General features: G+C 62.1%; 17 protein-coding genes. 4 read left to right on the plus strand and 13 right to left on the minus strand.

Translation table 11 applies throughout. The annotated features are described in order from the left end of the window. Positions 1-4: 4 nt before the first annotated feature. A complete protein-coding gene (locus DEH80_RS05380; RefSeq protein WP_165831306.1) occupies positions 5-2161 on the minus strand; it encodes a winged helix-turn-helix domain-containing protein in 2157 nt (718 codons plus the stop codon). 338 nt (positions 2162-2499) lie between these two features. Here DEH80_RS05380 and DEH80_RS05385 point away from each other — a divergent pair, with 338 nt between their 5' ends. Both DEH80_RS05385 and DEH80_RS05390 read left to right on the plus strand, forming a co-directional pair. Next, positions 2500-3165, plus strand: a complete 666-nt coding sequence (locus tag DEH80_RS05385; RefSeq protein ID WP_133249124.1) for a helix-turn-helix transcriptional regulator — start codon at positions 2500-2502, stop codon at positions 3163-3165. Between the two features lie 107 nt (positions 3166-3272). Further along, positions 3273-4241 (plus strand): PKD domain-containing protein, encoded by a 969-nt coding sequence (locus DEH80_RS05390; RefSeq protein ID WP_133249125.1) that lies wholly within the window; start codon positions 3273-3275, stop codon positions 4239-4241. 37 nt (positions 4242-4278) lie between these two features. On the opposite strand, the gene DEH80_RS05395 is transcribed toward DEH80_RS05390, so the two are convergent. From DEH80_RS05395 to DEH80_RS05425, 7 genes are all read right to left on the minus strand, one after another. Beyond that, positions 4279-4794 carry a hypothetical protein gene (locus DEH80_RS05395; protein ID WP_109719451.1) on the minus strand — a complete coding sequence of 172 codons (516 nt, stop codon included), beginning with the start codon at positions 4792-4794 and terminating at the stop codon, positions 4279-4281. After that, positions 4791-5669 (minus strand): hypothetical protein, encoded by an 879-nt coding sequence (locus tag DEH80_RS05400; RefSeq protein ID WP_109719452.1) that lies wholly within the window; start codon positions 5667-5669, stop codon positions 4791-4793. Before DEH80_RS05400 ends, DEH80_RS05395 begins: the two co-directional genes overlap by 4 nt. A gap of 70 nt (positions 5670-5739) precedes the next feature. Then, positions 5740-6180, minus strand: a complete 441-nt coding sequence (locus tag DEH80_RS05405) for a VOC family protein (protein WP_109719453.1) — start codon at positions 6178-6180, stop codon at positions 5740-5742. Between the two features lie 2 nt (positions 6181-6182). Then, positions 6183-6575, minus strand: coding sequence for an arsenate reductase (locus tag DEH80_RS05410; protein ID WP_109719454.1), 393 nt, complete (start codon positions 6573-6575; stop codon positions 6183-6185). 5 nt (positions 6576-6580) lie between these two features. After that, positions 6581-8356: an SLC13 family permease gene (locus DEH80_RS05415; RefSeq protein WP_109719455.1), complete on the minus strand. Its 1776-nt coding sequence runs from the start codon at positions 8354-8356 to the stop codon at positions 6581-6583. 155 nt (positions 8357-8511) lie between these two features. Beyond that, the gene (locus DEH80_RS05420; protein ID WP_109719456.1) at positions 8512-10287 is read right to left on the minus strand and encodes a sodium:solute symporter family protein; all 1776 of its coding nucleotides are present in this window, start codon (positions 10285-10287) and stop codon (positions 8512-8514) included. Between the two features lie 6 nt (positions 10288-10293). Further along, entirely contained in the window at positions 10294-10560 is a 267-nt protein-coding gene (locus DEH80_RS05425; RefSeq protein ID WP_109719457.1) for a DUF4212 domain-containing protein, read from the minus strand. Positions 10561-10834: 274 nt separating this feature from the next. Here DEH80_RS05425 and DEH80_RS05430 point away from each other — a divergent pair, with 274 nt between their 5' ends. Then, a complete protein-coding gene (locus tag DEH80_RS05430) occupies positions 10835-14242 on the plus strand; it encodes a PAS domain-containing hybrid sensor histidine kinase/response regulator (RefSeq protein ID WP_109719458.1) in 3408 nt (1135 codons plus the stop codon). Between the two features lie 40 nt (positions 14243-14282). Here DEH80_RS05430 and DEH80_RS05435 read toward each other — a convergent pair whose 3' ends face one another. From DEH80_RS05435 to gtfA, 5 genes are all read right to left on the minus strand, one after another. Continuing rightward, entirely contained in the window at positions 14283-14987 is a 705-nt protein-coding gene (locus DEH80_RS05435) for a response regulator (RefSeq protein WP_243412755.1), read from the minus strand. Between the two features lie 5 nt (positions 14988-14992). Then, positions 14993-16942 (minus strand): acetate--CoA ligase, encoded by a 1950-nt coding sequence (acs, locus tag DEH80_RS05440; RefSeq protein WP_109719459.1) that lies wholly within the window; start codon positions 16940-16942, stop codon positions 14993-14995. 120 nt (positions 16943-17062) lie between these two features. After that, complete coding sequence (locus tag DEH80_RS05445) at positions 17063-18262, minus strand: DcaP family trimeric outer membrane transporter (protein WP_109719460.1); 1200 nt, start codon at positions 18260-18262, stop codon at positions 17063-17065. A gap of 165 nt (positions 18263-18427) precedes the next feature. Next, positions 18428-19948 (minus strand): fumarate hydratase, encoded by a 1521-nt coding sequence (locus DEH80_RS05450; protein ID WP_109719461.1) that lies wholly within the window; start codon positions 19946-19948, stop codon positions 18428-18430. A gap of 140 nt (positions 19949-20088) precedes the next feature. Next, positions 20089-21528: a sucrose phosphorylase gene (gene gtfA / locus DEH80_RS05455; RefSeq protein ID WP_109719462.1), complete on the minus strand. Its 1440-nt coding sequence runs from the start codon at positions 21526-21528 to the stop codon at positions 20089-20091. A gap of 173 nt (positions 21529-21701) precedes the next feature. Here gtfA and DEH80_RS05460 point away from each other — a divergent pair, with 173 nt between their 5' ends. Next, positions 21702-21995, plus strand: coding sequence for a hypothetical protein (locus DEH80_RS05460; RefSeq protein WP_109719463.1), 294 nt, complete (start codon positions 21702-21704; stop codon positions 21993-21995). Positions 21996-22206 lie beyond the last annotated feature (211 nt).

The following is a 22206-nucleotide window of genomic DNA, read 5'->3' on the forward strand; positions in this document are numbered from 1 at the left end:
CACCCTATTGGCCCAGTAGCTGCTGAAATCGCGGTAACCCCCGAAGCGGGGACCAAACCGGGTGTAATCGCAAGAACTGGATGCTCGGACCAAAGGGTTGACGATAAAGCTGTTCAAGCAGAACCAGACAACGGCTTTGTTCGCCTGCCAGCGCCCAGGCCATGGCGACACGCGTGGCCACGTCGGAGTAACCGACCGGGTCGACGTCCACCGGCATCAGGTCCAGTGCCCGCTGGCCATGTTGCAGCGACGTCAGCTTGTCACCCAAACCGGCCGCAACCAGGGCGAGATCCGCCTCGAAGCCAGGGTTGTTGGGTTGGGACTGTCTGGCGGTTTCGAGATGGTCCCGCGCTGTCTGCAAGTGGCGCCCCGCGCCAGGGTCATCGCGTAGAACAGCCATGAGTCCCTGCGCCAGCGCGCGCGGCGTGCGTCCCAGGCCGCCGCTTGCCGGCAGCCATGTTCGCGGATAGCGATTGATCAGCGCGGCGGCCCGTTCCAGGTCCGACTCCCACGCCGCCGCGATGTATCTCATATAGGTGATGCTGTGGCCTGGGTCGACGTCTGCTGGAATATCGTTCAGCACACGGCGCAGGGGCGCGGTGTCGCCGCGAGATTCGACGATGAACATCGCATGATCGATGCGTTTAAAGGGGTCATCGGGGTCGAGTGCCGCCAGCCGTTGATAGAGGGGAGCCGCTTCCTCATACCGCCGCAGACCGCGCAACAAACCTGCGAAATCGGCGAGCAAGCTGAGGTTCTCAGGGTCGGATGTGACGGCCGATTGCATCATGCTCACGGCCGCTTCCCATTGACCGAGGCGGCGGTGAGCGCTGGCCATGTAGTGTTTGATGTCTGCCGCCCCCGGCTGTCGGAGTTCGGCCTGCTGATAGGCCGCAAGGGCGCCAATGTAGTCTCTGAAACCCGCCGCACGGTACAAGCCGAGCGCCAGGTGAGCCTCTGCAAGATTCGGGTCGGCACCCAATGCGGCATCGAGTGCGTCACTGGCCTGCTGCAGCCGGCGGGGGTCTGTGTCGTAGCCGAACCAGTGCGTAAACGTATGCACGCGGGCCAGTGTCGCCTGTGCGAGTGCAAAATCCGGGTCTTCCGCCACCGCGCGGTCCAGCAGTGCCTGGCTGCGAAACAGGCTGGCCCGCCCGGTGCCATCCCGGCGCAATTCATCGCGTGCCTGCAGATAGGCCTGATACGCCGATGCATCTGTCGTTGGAACCTGCGTCATGGCCTGCACTTCTGTCGGGCGCAAAGTGGCGCCAATCGACGCGGCGACGTGCTGGGCGATCTGACTCTGAATCTCGAAGACATCCGCCAGTTCGCCATCGAGCACATCCACCCATAAGTGGGTGTCTGTGGCGACCTCGACCAACTGGGCGTTGACCCGCAGGCGCTGTCCGATGCGCTGGACGCTGCCTTCGAGCACGTGGTTCACGCCCAGGCGTCGCCCGATCTCGGGGACCGATGCCTGGCTGTCCCGGTACCGCTCGACCGATGTTCGCGAGATGACCCGAAGATCCTGGACCCGCGACAGGTGCGTCAACACGTTTTCGTGCACGGCATCGACGAGGTAGCGGGTGGCCTCGGGGTGTTCGCTGTAGTTCTCGAACGGAAGCACGGCGATCGTCGGCTGTTTCGGCTCAGTCCCCACGGTGGGTTGATCCGCCTCGATCAGGACTCGGGCACCCATCCAGCCCATCAGTACGACCATCAAACCACCCAACAACCAGCCAGCCGTCCGAGCGCCAGCCGACCTGTTGCGATGGCTTGTTCGAGGGGCGGTCGCGGCCGCCGTGGGGCTTGGCGCAGTGGCGGAGGCCGGGTCTGCCGCCGGGGGCAGCGGGTGGAAATCGCCCCCGAATCGATAACCGTAGCCATGCGCGGTTTCAATCGCGGGGGCGGCGGCCGTGCCCAGCGCGCGCCTGAGCTTGGTGACCGCGCGGGCAATCACCGAGTCGGAGACGACACGTCCGTCCCAAAGATCATCGATCAAGGTTTGCTTGGAGACGGCCTCGCCCTGGCGGCGGATGAGCAGGCAGAGCAGGTCGAATGGCTTTGGCTCAATCGGGATGAGCAGGCCGTCGCGGAATAGCTGGCGACTCCGCTCATCGACCTCCACATCGGCAAAACGGCCATGCAGTGGATTTGTCATGGCCGCTGCGGCGTCGTTCTGTTTGATCATTCCAGCCCCCGGGTGCCCGGATGGAGACTACCACCGAGCGGGACAATCCCATGATCGGGGACAGGAATAGCCGCTCATGGACCCGGCCACATCCGTTAGGTCGATTGGCCGAGTACGAACGCTGGCCCGACCAGGATTGCACGGAAAAAATTCTAAGTCATTGAAAGATAAAGAGAGATTGATTGGTCAGGAAATGGTCATGAATTGGTCTACGTCGCGTCAGGACTTCCTGCCTCGACGCCTCGATGCTGACCCAGCCGACGCAGGCCGCGCCGGCACGTCAACGTCAGCAATCGGGAGAGGGCAGGATGGCAGATTCAATATCCGACCTGGTTCACCTGGACCAGAAGACATCAGAGGATTACTTCAGACGCAATGCCTGGCTGGTGGACGCACTCTGCGGAGATGATGCGGCCTTCATGCTACTGGACGAGTCCGCACTCGTCGGCTACGTCAGTGGGGGCGCGCGCTGTCTACTGGGCAGTCTCCCCGCGCTGCGGATTCATCAGGGGCGGCTTTCGTCTCAACGGGCACAGGACCGCGCGGTGCTGGATGAGCTGTGTCACAGGGTCCGCGGTATCGGCCAGGGTGGTCTTTGTGATCCCGATCATTTGTTCACCCTGGGCGCGGTAGGAACACACCGACGGCTTGTCGTACAGCTCACCTGGGCGGGGCGCACCCGACTGCAAAAACCCGGAACCCTGGTGGTGCTGCGGCTGTTCGAAGAGTCGCCGCAGATTCGCATTTCGCGTCGCATGCTCTGTAAGCACTACGGTCTGACCAGCACGGAGGCCGCGCTGGCCGCTTCCTTGGCCGAGGGCAAACCGTTAAGCAAGTTCCGACTGCAGCAAGGAACAGCGATGAGTACGGTGCGGACACAGCTTCGTCATGTGTTTCGCAAGGTGGGGGTCAACAGCCAGGCCGCACTGATTCACACGCTACTGACGGGGCCGATGACGTGGCAGCGAATGTAGTCAGTCGGCACGTCCCGCTATTGTTGCTCTGCATAGCATGCTGCGGACTGGCCTATGGACCGGCGACCGAGCGCAGCACCCCGCCTCAGCCAGGACAAACGCGGTTGGTGATTGCTGTCTCCGGCGCGAGGGGCGAGGCAGGTCGTCCACCACCGGCAACACGCGCACCGGAGGTCCCGCAGCTGGCGCTGCCAGGCCATGGCGGCATCCATGTGCTGGCGGAGGAACCATGGCTGGACTTGGGCATCCAGACATGGTCGGCGGCGCCTGTTGCAGGACTGATAATTCAGACTGATGGTGAGGATCGCTATTGGGCATGGACGACACCGACCGTCGCTGAGCTTGGCGGCGGGTCGGGGCAGATTCGAGATTGGAGCTTGCGCTTGGAACTCGACCCGTCGGTCTCAGCCGTGCAGTGCCTGCAAATGGCGGTTCACGATGAGCTGGGGCGGGTGTCGCCGTACCGCAAGCTCTGTCTGGCGCGACGGAAACACGGTGGTCCGGTCGCCAACGCGGGTGCTGACCTCACCGTCTACGAAGGCGAGGCGGTTCAGCTTACCGGCGACTTGCGGTTGATCGGGCAGTCCTTACAGACGGTTCGGTGGCGGATGAAAGATGCCCCTAACAAGGTCCGCCTGCATAACCCGGCAAGCGTGTCGCCGTCGTTCACGGCGCCCCGGGTGGATGCCCCGACGACCTTGACGCTGGAAATGATGGTTCAGGACATGGCGGGCGGGCGAGCAACGGACACGCTGCGTGTGACGGTGCTCGATACCCATCAATCGGCCAGGCCCGTGGTGGATGCCGGAATGGATTTGACCGTGCAATCGGGTCGGCAAAGCGTCGCGCTGACGGGGCGCGTGACGGATCTGGATAGCGCGGTCTCCGTGTATTGGATGGTCGATGATCCCTCTGTGCAGTTGCAGGATCATCAACGGCTACGAACCCTGTTCGATGCCCCCCGTGTTGACGTGCCCACATTGCTGACGTTCATGCTGGTGGCGGCCGATGGCCATCATCAGCAGCGCGATACCGTGCTGGTGCGGGTCGAACCGCCTGCAGCGAGGCACCATTGAGCAAAGCCAGGCGGCGATGACCGGACAGCGGGTCGCGTCAGTTCAGAAAAAAGACCGTTCGATCGCCGCGTTCCACGCGGAGTGTTCCGCTGCGGAGCATGTCGTCGATGACGCCACGTAAATCGGCCGCGCGTTGGCACTCGATACCCCAGATGGCCGCCAAGGCGGAGGCGGTGAGACCCACCTCGCCGGCACGGGCCGCCAAGCGGAAGATATCGAGTACAAGCGCGCGCATGTCGGTGCGGCTGAGCTGAACAAAGCCTTGCGTCTTGCTGGCATCCTCCGTGGCCTCCTCCTCCGGCTCGGGAGGTGGTGCCAAGTGCTCGAAGCCTTGTGGCGTCAGGCGAAGAAAGGTCTGGTCGCCGTGCACGATGTCGAGTTCGCCGGCCGAATGAAGATCGGCCGTGGCACCGGCGAACGCGGCGTCGTCCAGCCCGGTCTTGCGCCAAGCATAGTGAACAACAACCGCGTCGGCGCCGTCGCGCACGGTATCGATATGCCGAGCGATAAGATCTCTGAGCAGGTCGGTCGTTTGATCTGGCAGCTGCGTCATGACTGTTGTACAGCTTGTCCGATCACCCATTGGATGGCCCGGCCACGCGCTGCACGCGCGAGTTTTTTCCCGCTATCCGTTAGATGCAGGCTATGGGTGTCGCGGGCGAAATCCACATGCCCCAGTCGATAAAGCGACTCGACGGCAAGAAACGCACGGAAGTCAGGAATCTTCAACTGTCCCAGACGGTAGATGACTTCACCAAAACTCGTGGATCCGCGACCTTCTGTGTTTTCAACCGTATGGGCTGCAAGCAGACAAAGCGTCTTGCTGTCCACCCGGCTCGCGTTGAGGTCCTCTCTCCGAAGTGCCGGTGCCATGGCCAGTAGGTCGGCTGGAGGTGGTCGACCTGCCACATAGGCCTGTCCATCCCGGCTCAGGCTGATGGTTCGCATGCGAAGTCCGGTGAATGACGCCAGACTGTCGCGCTGGAGCAGGTCGATGGCATCGCGCAATTCCCCGGCGCGCAAGCCGGAGATGGCCCAGCGCTCGGTGAGTTCCTTAAGCGAGATTCGGGTGGCGCCGCCGCGTGTGATGACGTCCAGGGCCACGGCGCGCAACGAGTATTCGGTGGGCGGCCCGCTGCGCAGATGTAGCTCGGTGGCGGCATCCTGCTCAATGGCCGCGCACTCCGGGTCGATGAGCAGCGAATAGCCTTCCGGGGTCAAGGTAACGCGCTGCTCATCGGTTGCGATGAGTGCTGTGCTGCGTAGCTGCTCCAACGCTTGGTCCAGGGCTGATTCCGTGGAGGACAGCAGCGACCAGTGATAGGAAAGCAGCCTGCGGGTGACGCCAGCCCGGAGGTCGTGGCTATCCCGGTTGATGAGGTTCAGGACGCGATTGCAGTCGTGATCCGCGTGGAAGGAAAAATCCATGGTTTCGCGAGTCGGGTCGAATGCTAGACAGTAGGCGTCCGGGCGCCTGCTGTCCACGCGGGAACGATGGCTACCAGGTGCCGCTGTTTTCCATGGTTGCCCAGGGCGCTGTGGGGGCCAGCGCCTCACCGCGTTGCAACAGCTCCACTGAGATGCCATCCGGTGACCGGACAAACGCCATGTGTCCGTCGCGAGGCGGTCGATTGATCACGACACCGGCCTGCTGCAGCCGTTCGCAGGTCGCGTAAATATCGTCAACGCGGAAGGCCAGGTGCCCGAAGTTCCGGCCTCCGGTGTAGGTTTCCGGGTCCCAGTTGTAGGTCAACTCGATGAGCGGGGATTGGTGCGTCTTCGCACGCTCGACGTCTCCGGGGGCGGCCAGATAGATCAGCGTGAAGCGCCCCTGTTCACTCTCGTATCGGTGCACTTCTTTCAGGCCCAGCGCATCACAATAAAACGCGAGCGAAGCGTCGATGTCCGCGACGCGGACCATCGTGTGCAGGTATTCCATGTTCAGTCCTGTTGGGGAGGTGAGTCGGGTTGCTCGGCGCCGGCAAACCAGGCCAGGCGGCTCTCGGCTTCGGCGCGCGGGTAGCCTGTTTGCACTTGCTGATCCCGTTGGAACACCGGCCGTTTGATCAGGCTGGGGTGTTCAGCCATCAACGCAATCAGGGCAGACACATCCGTGGGGTCTTGAACCTGTTGGCCCAGTTTGCGCCAGGTGGTGCCGCGGCGGTTCAGGACCTGGTCAATGCCCAGCATGTCGACCCAGCCACTGATTGTTGTGGGTTCGATGCCTTCGGCGCGGAAATCGTGGAAGCGATAATCAACGCCGCGCTCGGCCAAATCTTTTCGTGCGCGGCGAACGGTGTCGCAGTTCTTGATGCCGTATAGCGTGGGTTTCATCGTGCTTAAGCTCGCAGATCAAAGCTGAGGACTAGCGTCACCACCGTGGTCACACCCACGATGATATTCATGGGGATGCCCGCCTTGAGAAAATCGGTCATCCGGTATTGGCCTGGTCCATAGACCATGAGATTGGTCTGGTAGCCAAGCGGGGTGGCGAAGCTTGCCGAGGCCGCCATCATGACCGCAAACAAGTAGGGTGCTGGGGCCAGACTCAGCTGCTCGGTCAGGCTGAGCGCGATTGGCACCATGATGACCGCAGCGCCATTGTTGGTGATCATCTCTGTCAGCATCTGCACCGTCACATAGATCAGCACCAGCAGCAGAATGGGGCGGTCGCCTGCGATGCTGACGACCAGCTCAGCGATGGCGTTCGCCGCGCCGCTACTGGCCAGGGCCGCGCCCAGCCCGAGCGAGGCACCGATGGTGATCAGAATTGGAAGATCGATGGTGCGCAATGCCTGCGCCGGTGTCATGCAACGGGTGACGAGCATGCCGGCCGCGGCGAGTAGCCCGGCGTCCAAGATGCTGAGCAACCCGGTGGCCGCAGCGAGCACAGCGGCGATTAACAAGCTCCAGGCCAATCCGGCCTTGTCGTGGCGAGGCCGGTCGACATCAAGATCGCTAATGAGCAGGAAGTCGCGGCTGTTCTGCAGCTTGCTGACGAAGCCGGGGCGCGCCTCCATCAACAGGCTGTCGCCAGCCTCGATCCGGATGCTGCCCAGACCACCCTTGATGCGCTGGCCATTGCGTGAGACGGCCAGCACCACCGCGCCGTAGCGCTCGCGAAAGCGGGAATCCTTGAGCGTGCGTCCGACGGCATCGCAGTTGGTCGACACGACGGCCTCCACCAGACGGCGTTCGGGGCGGGACTCCAGAATGGTTGGCTGTTGCTTGTCGCCTACGGAAGGCTGGATGCCACGAATGGCGAGCAAATCCTTGATGGCGTCCGGATCGCCGGCAAACACCAGCCGGTCATTGCCCAGCAGGGTTTCCTCTCCCGCAACGGCCGATAGCACGGTGCCCTGTCGCCCGATTTCGACCAGGAACAGGGTGCGCAGATTACGTAAGCCGGCCTGTTCGATGGTTTTGCCAACCAGCGGGCCGGTCGCGTCGACGGCAACTTCGACGGTGAATTCACGTAACGATTCGCTGGCGGTTGGGGCGCGCCGATCCGGGAGGATGCGCGGTAGCACGAAGATGATGAACAGCCCGCCCACCACCGCGACAGGCAGACCCACCAAGGTGATTGCGAACAGCCCGAAGCCCGGCTCGCCCGTTAAATCCTGATACTGACCGTTGACCACCAGGTTGGTACTGGTCCCGATCATGGTGAGCGTGCCGCCGAGAATGGCCGAGTAACTCAGCGGAATCATCAATCGAGATGGGGCGGCATCGATTCGGCGGCACCAGGTGTTGATCGCCGGGATCATTGTGGCGACAACCGGCGTGTTGTTAAGAAAGCCGCTGAGACCGGCGACCGGCGCGAAGACGCGGAAGATGGCCGAACGGATATGACTCGGCCGGCCCAGCACGTTCTGCACAATCCACTGGACCCCGCCGGTGGACGTGATGCCGCCGGCGACGATGAACATCACCGCGACTGTCATCAAGCCCGTGTTGCCGAAGCCGGCAAAGGCCTCGGTGCTGCTCAGCACCCCGCTGACGGATAGCACGGTCAGCGCACCCATCAGAATGAGGTAGGGCGGCAGTGTCACGGTGATCAGCGCGACCAGCGTACCCAGGACAACTGCGATGGCAATCCATGCCTCTGGCGACATGCGAGATAGACTCGGACGGACGAGGCCGCATTATTTCATGGGCCAGGCGTGGCTGAGATCGCAGATGAGCGATCTGGCATAAGTGCATGCATAAAAAAGCCCCGCCACGAGGGCGGGGCCAGACTCCCGACGAAGGAGCGAGGTGCCGTCGGGCGTCAGTGACCGGTCGGCAGACCGGCTCCACGGGGGATACGTACGCTTTCCACCAGATCCTGAATATGCGCAGGGGGTGCTTGGGTGACGCGCGAGACCGCGAAGGCCACGGCGAAGTTCAGCAGGGCACCGATCGCACCAAATGACTCGGGCTGGATGCCGAATAGCCAGTAATCGGCCGTGTTCGGAAACCAGTTCGTGCCGGGGACGAAGAACCAGCCCTTGAACACGAAGATGTAGACAATGGTGCTGGTCAGCCCGGTCAGCATGCCGGCGATGGCACCGGCCTTGTTCACACGCTTGCTGAAGATTCCCATCATCAGAGCCGGGAAGATCGATGAGGCGGCGAGTCCGAATGCCAGTGCAACCACCTGTGCCGCAAATCCCGGTGGATTCATACCCATGTAGCCGGCCAGCAGCACGGCCCCCGCCATGGCGATTCGACCGGCCCTAAGCTCTTGTTTCTCATTGATCTGCGGCATGAACATGCCCTTGAGCAAATCGTGGGAGATCGCCGAGGAAATCGCGAGCAAGAGCCCCGCTGCCGTGGAGAGTGCGGCGGCCAGGCCACCGGCTGCGACCAGGGCAATCACCCATCCGGGTAGCTGGGCGATCTCAGGGTTGGCCAGCACCATGATGTCGCGATCCACCGTGACCATTTCATTGCCTTCCCAGCCGTATTGCTGGGCCTGGGCGGCAAACTCCGGGTTGGCGTCGTTGTAATACTGGATGCGACCGTCGCCGTTCTTGTCCTCGAAGGCGAGCAGGCCGGTTTTCTCCCAGTTCTTAAACCATTCTGGCCGATTCTCGTATTCCAGATTGCCATCGGGGGCACCCACCGGCCCGGTCTGAATGGTCTCCATGAGGTTGAGACGGGCCATGCCGCCAACCGCCGGGGCGGTGGTGTAGAGAATGGCAATGAACACCAGCGCCCAGCCTGCAGAGATGCGTGCATCGGAGACCTTGCGCACGGTGAAGAACCGAATAATGACGTGCGGCAGGCCCGCGGTTCCGATCATCAGCGACATGGTCAGCAGAAAGATGTTGAGCGTGCTGCCATCCGGGTCGGTGAATGAGGCAAAACCAAGATCGGTGACGACCTGGTCCAGCTTGTCGAGTATGGGTGTGCCGTCCGCCATATCGGCGCCCAGGCCCAGCTGCGGCACAGGCACCCCCGTCAGCTGAAAACTGATGAATATTGCGGGAACGGTGTAGGCAAAGATCAGCACGCAGTACTGAGCGATCTGGGTGTAGGTGATGCCCTTCATTCCGCCCAGCACGGCGTAGAAGAACACGATGGCCATCCCGATCATGACGCCGGTTTCGAACTCCACTTCCAGAAAGCGACCAAACGCCACGCCCACACCCTTCATCTGGCCGATTACGTAGGTGATCGAGGCCACAATGAGACACAAAACGGCGACCATTCGGGCCGTCTTCGAATAGAAGCGGTCGCCGATGAACTCGGGCACGGTGAACTTGCCGAACTTCCGCAGATAGGGTGCCAGCAGCAACGCCAGCAACACATAGCCTCCGGTCCACCCCATGAGATAAGGCGAGGCGTTGTAGCCCAGGAAGGCGATCAGGCCGGCCATTGATATGAAGGAGGCAGCGCTCATCCAGTCGGCCGCTGTGGCCATGCCGTTGGAGATCGGGTTCACCCCACCACCGGCCACGTAAAAGTCTTGTGTGGATCCTGCGCGGGCCCAGATCGCGATGCCGATGTACAGCGCAAAGGTCAGACCTACGACGAGGTAAATCCAGGTTTGTGTATCCATCTCGACCTACTCCTCGTGAACGTCGTACTTGCGGTCGAGCTGATTCATCTTGTGGACGTAGACGAATATCAGGGCGACAAAAATGTAGATTGAACCCTGCTGAGCGAAGAAAAAGCCCAGCTTGTAACCCCCGAGGGGGATCTGGTTCAGCAGGTCGACGAGCAAGATGCCGGCGCCGTAAGAGGCGACAAACCAGACGATGAGTAACACCGTCAGCAGTCGCACGTTCTCTTTCCAGTAGGCGGCGGCACCCGGATTGGGTGCGTTGTTCACGATGGACTCCTCCAGTCTTTGATCTTGTTGAATCCGCTCCCCACGCGGGTGACGGAACCTGTTCGACTCTAGGGAGACTGGCCGGGGTGTCCTAGCTCGACTTTAGTCGTAAATCGATGGCCGATGGCCCGTGTGCGGACGGGATAATTCAAGTAAATACAAAGGGCTAAGGCGATCATTGGCCGGCCCGCGACTTTGGTCGAATGTGATCGGCGCATCCCGTGGTGTCAGTCCGTGACCAGCGGGACCGCACAGGGCGGGGAGACCCTCAAGAATGAACGGACCACTAATCGGCCTGAGTCTGGCAGCGTACATGACGCTGTTGTTCGTGGTGGCCTGGCAGGGCGACCGACGGCCGGGCGGGGAGGGGCGCGCACAGGCGGTCACCCAGGCCTTGTCACTGGCCGTTTACTGCACCACCTGGACGTTCTTCGGCGCGGTCGGCACGGCCAGTCTCAGTGGCTGGCTTTATCTGCCCATTTATCTCGGTCCGGCGCTGGTTTATGTACTGGGCTGGAAACTCATCCGTCGCATTGCCGAAATCAGCCGCAGCAACAATCTCACGTCCATCGCGGACTTTCTGGCGGCGCGGTTTGGACACAATGCCGCGCTTGGGGCCCTGGCCACCGGGCTTTGCCTTTGCGCCACACTGCCGTATATCGCCCTCCAACTCCGGGCCGTTGAGTCGACATTCCAAGTTCTGGCGCCGACCACCACCGCCGGTGGCCTGGAGACGGCGTTCGGCATTGCCGCCGTCATGCTCGTGTTCTCGCTCATGTTCGGCGCAAGGCATCTGACACGCGGAGAGAAGCACCCGGGCGTGGTCCGTGTCATCGCCCTTGAGTCGCTGCTCAAACTGGCGGCGTTAATTGCCGTGGCGTGGTTTGCGCTCACTCAGGTCCTCGACGGACCCTTCGGTCTGTGGACTGAACTGGCCGATGCGTCGCAGGGCCACGCCTTAAGCCAGATCGAGCTGGGCGCAGAGTTCTGGACCTACACGCTGCTCTCGGCCTGCGCCATCGTTCTGCTCCCGCGGCAGTTCCACATCGCCATGGTCGAACATTCGACCGAGCGTGGTGTTCGCACCGCACGTTGGCTGTTTCCGTTGTACTTAGTGTTGCTCAGCCTGGCGGTGCTCCCGATCTCCGTTGCCGGCGACAACGAGCTCGCGGCGCAGGGCCATGATCCGGATCGCTATGTCCTGCTGCTGCCACTGGCTGCGGGTGAAGATGGTCTGGCGTTGCTGGCCTACCTGGGCGGGGTCGCGGCGGCCACCGGTATGGTCATCGTCTCTGCGCTGGCGATGAGCATCATGATCAGCAACGAGTGGGTGCTGCCTTGGTTACTACGCTCGGGTCAGAACGTTCGCACCCGGCGCCTGGATGCGCTGATTCTCAACATTCGCCGCAGTGTGATTGGCTTGGTGATCCTCGGCGCCTATGGCTTTCATTTGCTGGCGACCGATACGCGAAGCCTGGCCGGGCTGGGCTTGCTGGCGTTTGTGGCCGTCGCCCAGCTCGCTCCTGCCTTTGTTTTAGGGCTGCTCTGGCGGGGGACATCGGCGCGTGGTGCCATCGTCGGGATTAGCGTGGGCTTCTTGATTTGGGGTGTCTGGCTGGCTCTGCCCACCATGGCGCCTGGCGTGTTGCTGGCGGCCCCCAACGCGGCGACGCTGGGGTGGGGGTCGGTGACCGTGACCACCTGGCTGTCGCTCATCGCCAATAGCGGATTGCTGGTCTCGGTGTCGGTACTCAGCCGGCGCTCGATTGTTGAACAGGCGCAAGCCAACCGCTTCTGTCGTCGCGAGTTCATGGTGCCGGCCAGCCAGCCGGTCCAGCGCCAGGCCCGTGTGCAGGACATTTTGTTCCTGCTCGATCGTTTTGTTGGCGAGGTGCGGACCTCGCTGGTCGTTCGTCAGGTCGAAAAAGCCACCGGGCAGCAGCTTTCGCCGATGGGGCGGGCCTCAGCAGAACTCATGCAGGCCGCCGAGCGCCAATTGGCAGGCGCGGTGGGCACAACATCTGCGCGCATGGTGCTGGATAGCGCGCTGCAGGATGTGGAGCTGTCCATCGAGGAGGTTGCGACCATACTCGACGGGACACGGGAGGATCTTCGTCTCAGCCGGCGTTTGCTGCGCGCCACACTCGATAACGTCAACCACGGGGTGAGCGTCATCGACAGCGACTTGCGCATCGCCGCATGGAACCAACGCTACCTGGACCTGTTCCAGTATCCGCCAGGCCTGATTACAGTGGGCCGGCCGCTGGCCGACATCATCCGTTACAACGCCGAGCGTGGTCTCTGTGGCCCGGGTGACCCTGAGGCCCATGTGCATAAGCGATTGGAGCATATTCGTGCCGGTACGCCCCACCGTTACGAGCGGACACGGCCCGACGGTACGGTGATTGAAATGCAGGGTAAGCAACTGCCGGGTGGTGGCTACGTCACCAGTTTTGCCGACATCACCGATCACAAGCGGGTCCAGCAGGAGCTGCAGGCGGCCAATGAAAATCTGGAGGCCATCGTCCAGGAGCGTACGCGCGCCTTGCAGCTGGCCAAGCAGGCGGCCGAGCGGGCCAATCGCAGCAAGACGCAGTTTCTTGCAGCAGCAAGCCATGATTTGATGCAGCCGATTAGCGCGGCGCGCTTGTTCGCCGCCTCCTTGTTGGAGCAGGCCGATGGCCAGCAGGTCCAGGTGGCTGCCCAGCGGATTGCCTCGGCGCTGGATGGGGCTGAGGCGGTGCTCAGTGACCTTTCCGAGATCAATCGACTGGATGCGCGGCGGGTACCGGTGCGTCATGAAACCGTCGATTTGCAGGTCGAGTTGGGGGCGCTCGTCGAGGAATGTCGGCCGATAGCCCGGGCGCGCGGCATCGAACTACGCGATCACATCGCGCCCGTCCACGTGCGTACCGATCGCCTGCATCTGCGCCGGATTGTCCAGAACTACCTGTCCAATGCGCTGCGATACACCAGCCGGGGTGGTGTGCTGATCGGAACCCGTCGGGTGGGAGGTGGATTGCGTGTGGCGGTTTACGACACGGGCCCGGGCATTCCCGTGGAGCGGCAGGAAGAGATTTATCAGGAGTTCCAGCGACTGCCGATCGAGGATGCCCAGGCCGGCCAGGGCTTGGGTCTGGGTTTGGCCATCGTCCAGCGCATGGCCCGATTGCTGGGGCATGCGATTGGCTTACGCTCCGAGCCGGGGCGTGGCTCGTGCTTCTGGATAGATCTACCGCCGGCCACCTCCCGGCCGAAGGCGTCCGCCCCGACCGCCCCAGAGGCGACGTCACAAACCGAACTCACCGGCACCCAGGTGCTTTGCCTGGATAACGACCCCCGGGTGCTCGAAGGCCTGTCAGTCTTGCTCCGCGGCTGGGGCGCGACCACTCGCTGTGCCGGCGACCCGGATCAGGCCCGTACGGTGATGACGGGGCCGCCGGACCTCGCCATTGTGGATTATCGCCTCGATGACGGAGTGCTCGGGCACGAGGTGTTACAGGCGCTACGTCGTGACTGGGCTCGGGACGTGCCAGCCATACTCATCACCGCAGATCGCAACCATGAGGTCCGTCAGGCCGCCGTCCAGGCGGGCATGGTTCTACTCCACAAGCCGGTCAAACCCGCCACGCTGCGGGGGGCCATTCGCCAGGCCCGGGCTTTGGGTCGGCGCGCGCCCTGAGTGCGTGGCTGCAACCGGATTGGCGTGCCGGCGGCGCCGGTTACCTCGGTGCGGCCGATGACGGGGTTTGATCCATCGTCGTTTCCGGGTCTGCCACATCCAGCTGCCGTGCCGCGATGACAGCTGCGGTCCGGTTACTCACCTTGAGCTTGCGCAGAATGGCGGTGACGTGCGCCTTGACGGTCGCCTCTGTCACATCCATCTCAAATGCAATCTGCTTGTTCAGCAAGCCATCGGCCAGCCGTGTCAATACGCGAAACTGCTGCGGAGTCAGGCTGGCGATGCGGTCCGCCAGCTCCTGGTCGGTGGTTTCCGCGGGGGAACGCTGATCCGGACCGAGGTCGGGAAACGCGGTGTCGCCGTTGAGAACCCGCTGGATGGAATGGGAGATGGCCTGCGGAGAGGCGGACTTCGGAATGTAACCGACGGCGCCGAGACGTTCTGCGCGCCGGATGACATCGGGTTCTGTGATCGCCGAGACAATCACGATCGGCAGGCTAGGGTGATTACCTCGTAGGAAAGCGAGGGTAGAAAACCCGTAGGCGCCAGGCATGCGCAGGTCCAGCGTGCAGAGATCGGCATCGGGTGCAGTACCCACCGCCGCCTGCACGGCCTGTGCAGACTCGGCTTCGATGATGGTCGCGTCATCCAGCACCTGCTCAACCGCCCCGCGCAGCGCGGAGCGGAAGAGCGGGTGGTCATCGGCGACGATGACGGTGGCGGTTTCCGATCGGATTTCGGCCACGGTGTCTAGCCGGTTATCCCTTCGTGTCCGGCGATGAGCTGATCGACGACTTCGGGGTCTGCCAACGTGGAGGTGTCGCCCAGGTTGTCGTAACTGTCCTCAGCAATTTTGCGCAGGATACGGCGCATGATTTTTCCAGACCGGGTTTTGGGCAGACCGGGTGCCCACTGCAGCAGGTCCGGTGTGGCAATGGGGCCTATTTCCTTGCGCACCCATTGTTTGAGTTCTGCGGCCAGCGCATCGGTCTCGTTGACGCCTGCGGCCGTGGTCACGTACACGTAAATCCCCTGGCCCTTGACGTCATGGGGATAGCCGACGACGGCGGCCTCTGCCACGGCCTCATGCGCCACCAGCGCCGATTCGATCTCGGCCGTGCCGAGGCGATGCCCGGAAATATTCAGCACATCATCGACGCGGCCGGTGATCCAGTAGTAACCATCGGCATCGCGACGCGCGCCGTCGCCGGTAAAATAACGACCGGGATAGGTCGAAAAATAGGTCTGGACAAAGCGCTCATGGTCACCAAACACCGTGCGCATCTGGCCGGGCCATGAATCCAAAATCACCAAGTTGCCCTCGGTGGCTCCCTCCTTGATCTGCCCCTGCTCGTCGACCAGTGCGGGCTGGATACCGAAGAATGGCTTGGTGGCCGAACCAGGTTTGAGCGCGCGGGCGCCGGGGAGGGGACTGATCAGGATGCCTCCGGTCTCGGTCTGCCACCACGTGTCCACAATGGGGCAACGCTGCTCACCGACAACTCGGTGATACCACTCCCAGGCTTCGGGGTTGATCGGCTCGCCCACACTGCCCAGCAACCGCAGGCTCTTGCGTGAACTCCGCTTCACCGGTTCGTCGCCTTCCCGCATCAGCGCCCGAATGGCCGTGGGAGCGGTGTAGACGATGTTCAGCTGATGCTTATCAACCACCTCCCAGAGGCGGCCGGCATCCGGGTAAGTTGGGACGCCTTCAAACATGGTGGTGATGGCGCCATTGGCCAGCGGGCCATAGACGATGTAGCTGTGCCCGGTGACCCAGCCGACATCGGCCGCACACCAGTAGCGGTCCCCATCGTGGTAGTCGAAGACATACTGATGGGTCAGCGAGGCGTACACGATGTACCCACCCGAGGTGTGCAGTACACCCTTGGGCCGGCCGGTCGATCCGGAGGTGTAGAGAATGAACAGCGGATCTTCCGCATTCATGACGGCAGGCGGGCAGTCGGCCGACGCGGCTTCCATGGCCTCGTGGTACCAACGATCACGTGCGTTCCACTGAATGTCGCCGCCGGTTCGGCGCACGACCAGTACCTGTTCGACATGCTGGGCACCTGGTCGCTCCAGTGCTGCATCGACATTCGTCTTCAAAGCAATGGTGCGCCCGCCGCGATACCCCTCGTCGGCGGTGATTACGAAGCGAGAACGGCCATCTTCGATCCGGCCAGCCAAGGCATCCGGGGAAAAGCCGGCAAAGACCACCGAATGCACCGCGCCGATGCGTGCGCAGGCCAGCATGGCGTAGGCCGCTTCCGGAATCATCGGCATGTAGAGCGTGACCACATCGCCTTTGCCCACGCCCATCGCCTTGAGCACATTGCCCAGCCGACTGACCTGCTCATGGAGTTCGCGGTACGTGATTTCCTTGGACTCGTCCGGCGAATCGCCTTCCCAGATGATGGCGGTTTGATCCGCCTTGTCCGCTAGGTGGCGGTCCACGCAGTTTGCGCAGACATTGAGCTGGCCATCTTCGTACCATCGGATGTGCACGTCATCCGGGCCGAAACTGACATCCTTAATCTGAGTGGGGGCTTTGATCCAGTCGATGCGCTTGGCCTGCTCGGCCCAATAGCCTGTGTTATCACGGATGGACTCGGCGTATTCGGCGTCGTATCGGGCCTCATCGACCAAGCATTGACCCGTCCAGCTGTCCGGAACGGGGTAGAGGGCTTCGTCTGCCACGGCTTGTCTCCTGCGCTTGTTCTTCGGATGGGTCCAAGCAGACGCCGGATTGCTCCGACGCCTGCTTCGGCTGTCTCTATTGGACAGTGATCAAGGCGCTAAGCCTATTCGACTTTGGCCTTAGAACGCATATTTCGCCGAGAACTGAAGTCGGTCCATGGCACCTTCAGCGCCGCTGGCCATCTCGCGCTCTGCGTGCATCAGCTCGACGCCGGTAGTCAGGGATGATGTCACCGAATGCAACAGATTCACGTGTATGGAGGAGGCCGACTCGACATCGCCGTCGCCATCGAAGGCACCGAACACGAAGGAGCTGCGTGTCTTGGGCGTCCAGAAATGCCGATAGGCCACGAAGGCTGCGGAGCTGTCGATGGCCTCCAGATCACCTTGAGCATCGACCTGGGCATCAAAGTTCGCCAGCACACCCAGATAGCGACCCAGCCCGGAGCCGGTGGTGGCCATGAACTTAATGTCATCTCGACCCACCGCGAACTTGCCGGAAACACTGATTCCGCCGCCGATAACCGAGTCATCCACACCGCCGGGGTCCTGCGATTCAATGGATCGCAGCAGACCGGCCACAACCAGCGGGCCAGCCTGCCAGCGGAGGGAGAGGTCCGGCACACTGTTGTCATCTGTGGTCGTGTCGCCTGCTGCGATGCGGCTTTCGGGATTCTCCAGTGCGATCTGGAAGCGCCCCTTGGTATAGCGAATCATCGGCTGACGAATGAAGACCGTGCTCTCCGTCGGGCCGATGAAATCAAGAGTCTCGGGCAGGGCGCCGACGTTCTGAAAGGTCGACCAAGCCTGGCCAAAGAGCCAGTTTCCGTAGGTGAAGAACGCCTGTCTCAGCCGCGGCTGGTAGGAGTTGCTAATGGTTTCGTTGCCGGCGTCACTGTTCTGAAAGTCGACTTCGAGGTGGGTCTTTATGGTCTGACCATTGTCCAGCGGGGTCGAGGTGCCAACGACGAGGCGGCTCTGCTTGGCATGCATGTCGTACAGCGTCAGGCCACCCGAGCCATCATCCAGCGGAACACTGCGCGGGCCGGCGTAGTAGTCACGGCCCAGTGGTTCCAGCGAGGCCGCCGGGCGCGCCTCGTAGTCGGTCATCATGGCGTCCAGCTTGATGTAGCCCTTGATGGCGACGGTAGTCTTGCCGACGGTCATGCTTCGATGCGGTGGCGCTTTGTGCGCTGGTGCCGCATCAGGCGGTAACAGTGCGGGGCCGCTGGGTGTTGTCTGTGCGAGCGCGGGGCCGGCGCCGAGCATGAGCAGCGGCACAATGGCTCCGTGCAGGGCCGATAGACGCAATACGGACATGGGGTCTCCTCCTGTTATTGGTGTCCGCGATCATTGGCCTGCTGATCGGTAGCGTCTATTGGCCTTTAGTCGAGTTTTCCGTGGCCTTCGACCAAGGTCGAATCGTCGGCCCCAAAACGACACGGCCCCCGGTGAACGGGGGCCGTGCAAAGCGTATTCGGGCGATTAGCCGGAGCGCTTGAGATCCTCGATACGGATCTTCCATTCCGCCGGTCCGGTTTCATGGACCGATTCGCCGGTGCTGTCGACGGCAACCGTCACCGGCATGTCCTTGACCTCGAACTCGTAGATCGCCTCCATGCCCAGGTCCTCGAAGGCCACAACTCGGGAGCCGACGATCGCCTTGGACACCAGATAGGCTGCGCCGCCCACGGCCATGAGATAAACGGACTGATGCCGTTTAATGGCCTCGCGGGCCACCGGTCCGCGCTCGGCCTTGCCGACCATGCCTAGCAGGCCCGTCTGTTCCAGGATGTCGTTCGTGAACTTGTCCATCCGCGTGGCCGTGGTCGGGCCCGCCGGGCCGACGACCTCATCGCGCACCGGATCGACGGGGCCGACGTAGTAGATGAAACGCCCTTTGAGATCCAGCCCTTCGGGCAGGCCTTCACCAGACTCGAGCAAGCTTGTCAGACGTTTGTGGGCCGCATCGCGGCCGGTCAACATTTTGCCGTTGAGCAACAGGGTTTCGCCTGGCTTCCAGCTGCGCACGTCGTCTGCGGTGACCGTGTCCAGGTCGACACGACGTGAGCTGCCGCCACCTTCTCGGCTGACCACCGGCCAGTCATCGAGCGACGGCGGGGTTTGGAGTGCAGGGCCGGACCCGTCGAGGACGAAGTGGGCATGGCGGGTGGCTGCGCAGTTCGGAATCATGGCCACCGGCAGGTTGGCCGCATGGGTGGGGTAGTCGCGGATCTTGACGTCCAGCACGGTCGTCAGCCCGCCCAGGCCCTGGGCCCCGATCCCCAAATCGTTGACCGCATCCATGATCTCCAGCCGCAGCTCTTCGGCGCGTGTCTGCGGGCCACGTTCACGCAGCGCCTGGATATCCACCGGGTCCATCAGCGACTCCTTGGCCATGACCATGGCTTTCTCTGCCGTGCCGCCGATACCGAGGCCCAGCATTCCAGGTGGACACCAACCCGCGCCCATGGTGGGGACGGTCTTGACCACCCAGTCGACGATGGAGTCCGAGGGGTTGAGCATGACGAACTTGCTCTTGGCCTCCGAGCCGCCACCCTTGGCTGCGACCTGTACATCCACCGTATCGCCAGGGACGATCTCCATGTGGATGACCGCAGGCGTGTTATCCCGGGTGTTCTGCCGTTTGCCCGCCGGGTCGGCCAGAATCGAGGCGCGCAGCACGTTATCGGGATGCTGGTAGGCGCGTCGCACGCCCGCATTAATCATGTCGGTTAGCGACAGTTCGGCATCCCACTGCACGTCCATCCCGACCTTGATGAACACGGTGACGATCCCGGTGTCCTGACAAATCGGACGCTTGCCCTCGGCGCACATGCGCGAGTTGATGAGGATTTGGGCCATGGCGTCCTTGGCCGCGGGATTTTCCTCACGCTCGTAGGCTGCGTGCACCGCCTGAATGAAATCCAGCGGGTGGTAGTAGGAAATGAACTGCAGTGCGTCGGCGACGCTGTCTATGAGGTCGTCCTGACGGATGACGGTCATGCGGTACTCCCCGGTGGTCGAATCGATACGGCCGGGGATTGTAGGCGATTTAAGCGCGGGTGCCGGCTTGCGACCTGCCGACACCCTTTGGCCAGGCCTGGGAAACTCCCCAGGGAAGCACCGAATCAGTCCATGCTTCGCTAGCAGGTCATGTTCAGCTTAATCCGTGTCTTCGGATTGAAGTACTTAATCGTCGCCTTCTTGAAGTTCGTGTCCACGAACAGGTTGCAGTAGTACTCACCCTTGCGCCATGCCATGGAGACACTGCTGTCGTTGCTGTAGTTGAGTTCGAAGCGACCGTCGAAGGCTGGGTAGGTATTGCGAAACTCCATGAGCTTCAACAGGCGTTTGACCACCGGTTGCTCGACCGCCTCGTTGACCTGCTCCCGGCTGTAGAACTGCCGGTTAATATCGCGCAGCTCCCCGGTTGTTTCCATCAATTCGTCGTCATTAATGCCTGCGAGCAGCCCCACGTAGTACACCTGCGGAATGCCCGGTGCGAAAAACTGGATGGCACGGGCGCAGATGTAAGCGTCGTCATTCTGCTTGAGGGCGTCGTAAAACGTGCAGGTCAGCTGGTAGATCGCCCCCACGCTGTGCACATTGGCGGCGGAGCGGCGCAGGATGGGGTCGGCCGAGCGATCCTGAACGTTGTCCACCATCGCCTGAATCTTGTCCTTGGGCAGAATGCCCTCGACATCGGGGATGCAGATCCCGTCGTGGGTATCCAGCACGGTGCACTGGTTGCGCGGACAGACCCGCAGCCAGTTCTTCAGGTATTCGGTGTTGTTGTCCAACAGCGTGTAAAGAAGCAGCGGGGGCAGGGCAAATCCATAGGCCCACATGCCGCGATTGGCGATGGCGAACTGGTAGCTGGAATGGTCGTGGACCTCGGGCAACACCTCGGCATTGTGTTCACGGGCCACATTGTTGATCCACTCGAGAATCTCGTAAACCCGGGGCTCCACCAGAAAGCAGCTGGTTCCAATGATCTTGGTGGTGTAGCCGAAGGCGTCCAGCCGGAACAGCTTGACTCCGCGCTCGGTGAGGAACTGGATGTACTCCTCCATCAGCGCGTATGTCTTTTCGGACTTGTAATTCAGGTCGATCTGATGCTCGGTGAAGGTGCACCAGACTTGGCCTTCCGTGCCATCGGCGAACTGCACGTCCCGGAAGGGTTCTTTCTCTTTCCGGATGTGAATCTTGGCCATGTCATCCGGTGTGATCTCACCCATCTCATGAATATGGACGAATAAATCCGCGTACTCGGACTTGTAACCCTTGGCGATGAAGTCCTTGAACTCTTCGGATTCATCCGAGATGTGGTTCAGCGTGAGGTCCAGGCACAGGTCGTATTTGGCGGAGATACGCTCCACATCGTCCCAGTCGCCGTAGTTCGGATCCACGAGCTTGTGCGTTAGCGGAGAGAACCCGCCGTCGGCATTCGAGGGGTAGATCGGCAGGATATGCACGCCGCCAACCGCCTTCGAGAAATGTTGTTCCAGGATGTCGTAGAGGTCCCCGAGGTTGTCCCCCATGCGATTGGGGTAAGCAATGAGCTGAACCTGGTTCTTGAGCATCGACGATGTCCTTGTGGCCGAGTATCACATGTAGTCGATGAAGCCAGCATGTCGCAAGAGCCGCTACAGGGCGTCTGAACGCACTGACCTCATGGACGCGGTGTTCACGACTCTACCTGCGCTGGCATCCGGTTGCGAACCCCGATGGCCGGCTGTGGGGCTATACTCGGCGTATGAACGCAGATCGAAACCGGTTACGTGCGATCACCCTGGGGCTGACCGTTGCCCTGCTGGCTGGCGGCCCGGTGTCCGCTCGCCAGGATGGGCGATTCGAAGGCAATGAGTATTTCGGTGATGCCGGGGAAGGGTTCTTCGGCGATCCATCATCGGGGTATCACGGCATGCCGTTGCTCGAACCGGACATTCCGCCGCGTGCGTACCGGGTGGCCAAACCCGGCGACACCGCATACCTGAAGCTGGAGCCGGCGCGCATCATCGAGTTTGATCCGCGCATGTACGGCGATTAGGGCGAGGGTGGCCAGGGAAGCGCTGACTGATTCGCACCACCAAGACGGAGCCGGTTTTCCCGCGAACCCAGGCGGAGAGAGTGCCGCTTGGTCATTCCAAGTCAGCGAACGACAACGCAGGATCGCGGGAAAACCGGCCCGTTCCGTCAGGATTGCGCCTGCAAACAGGCCAGGCTGCGTTGCTCGTCGCTCATTTGGAATGACCAAACCT

The sequence above is a fragment of the Abyssibacter profundi genome, from assembly GCF_003151135.1.
GTDB lineage: Bacteria > Pseudomonadota > Gammaproteobacteria > Nevskiales > OUC007 > Abyssibacter > Abyssibacter profundi.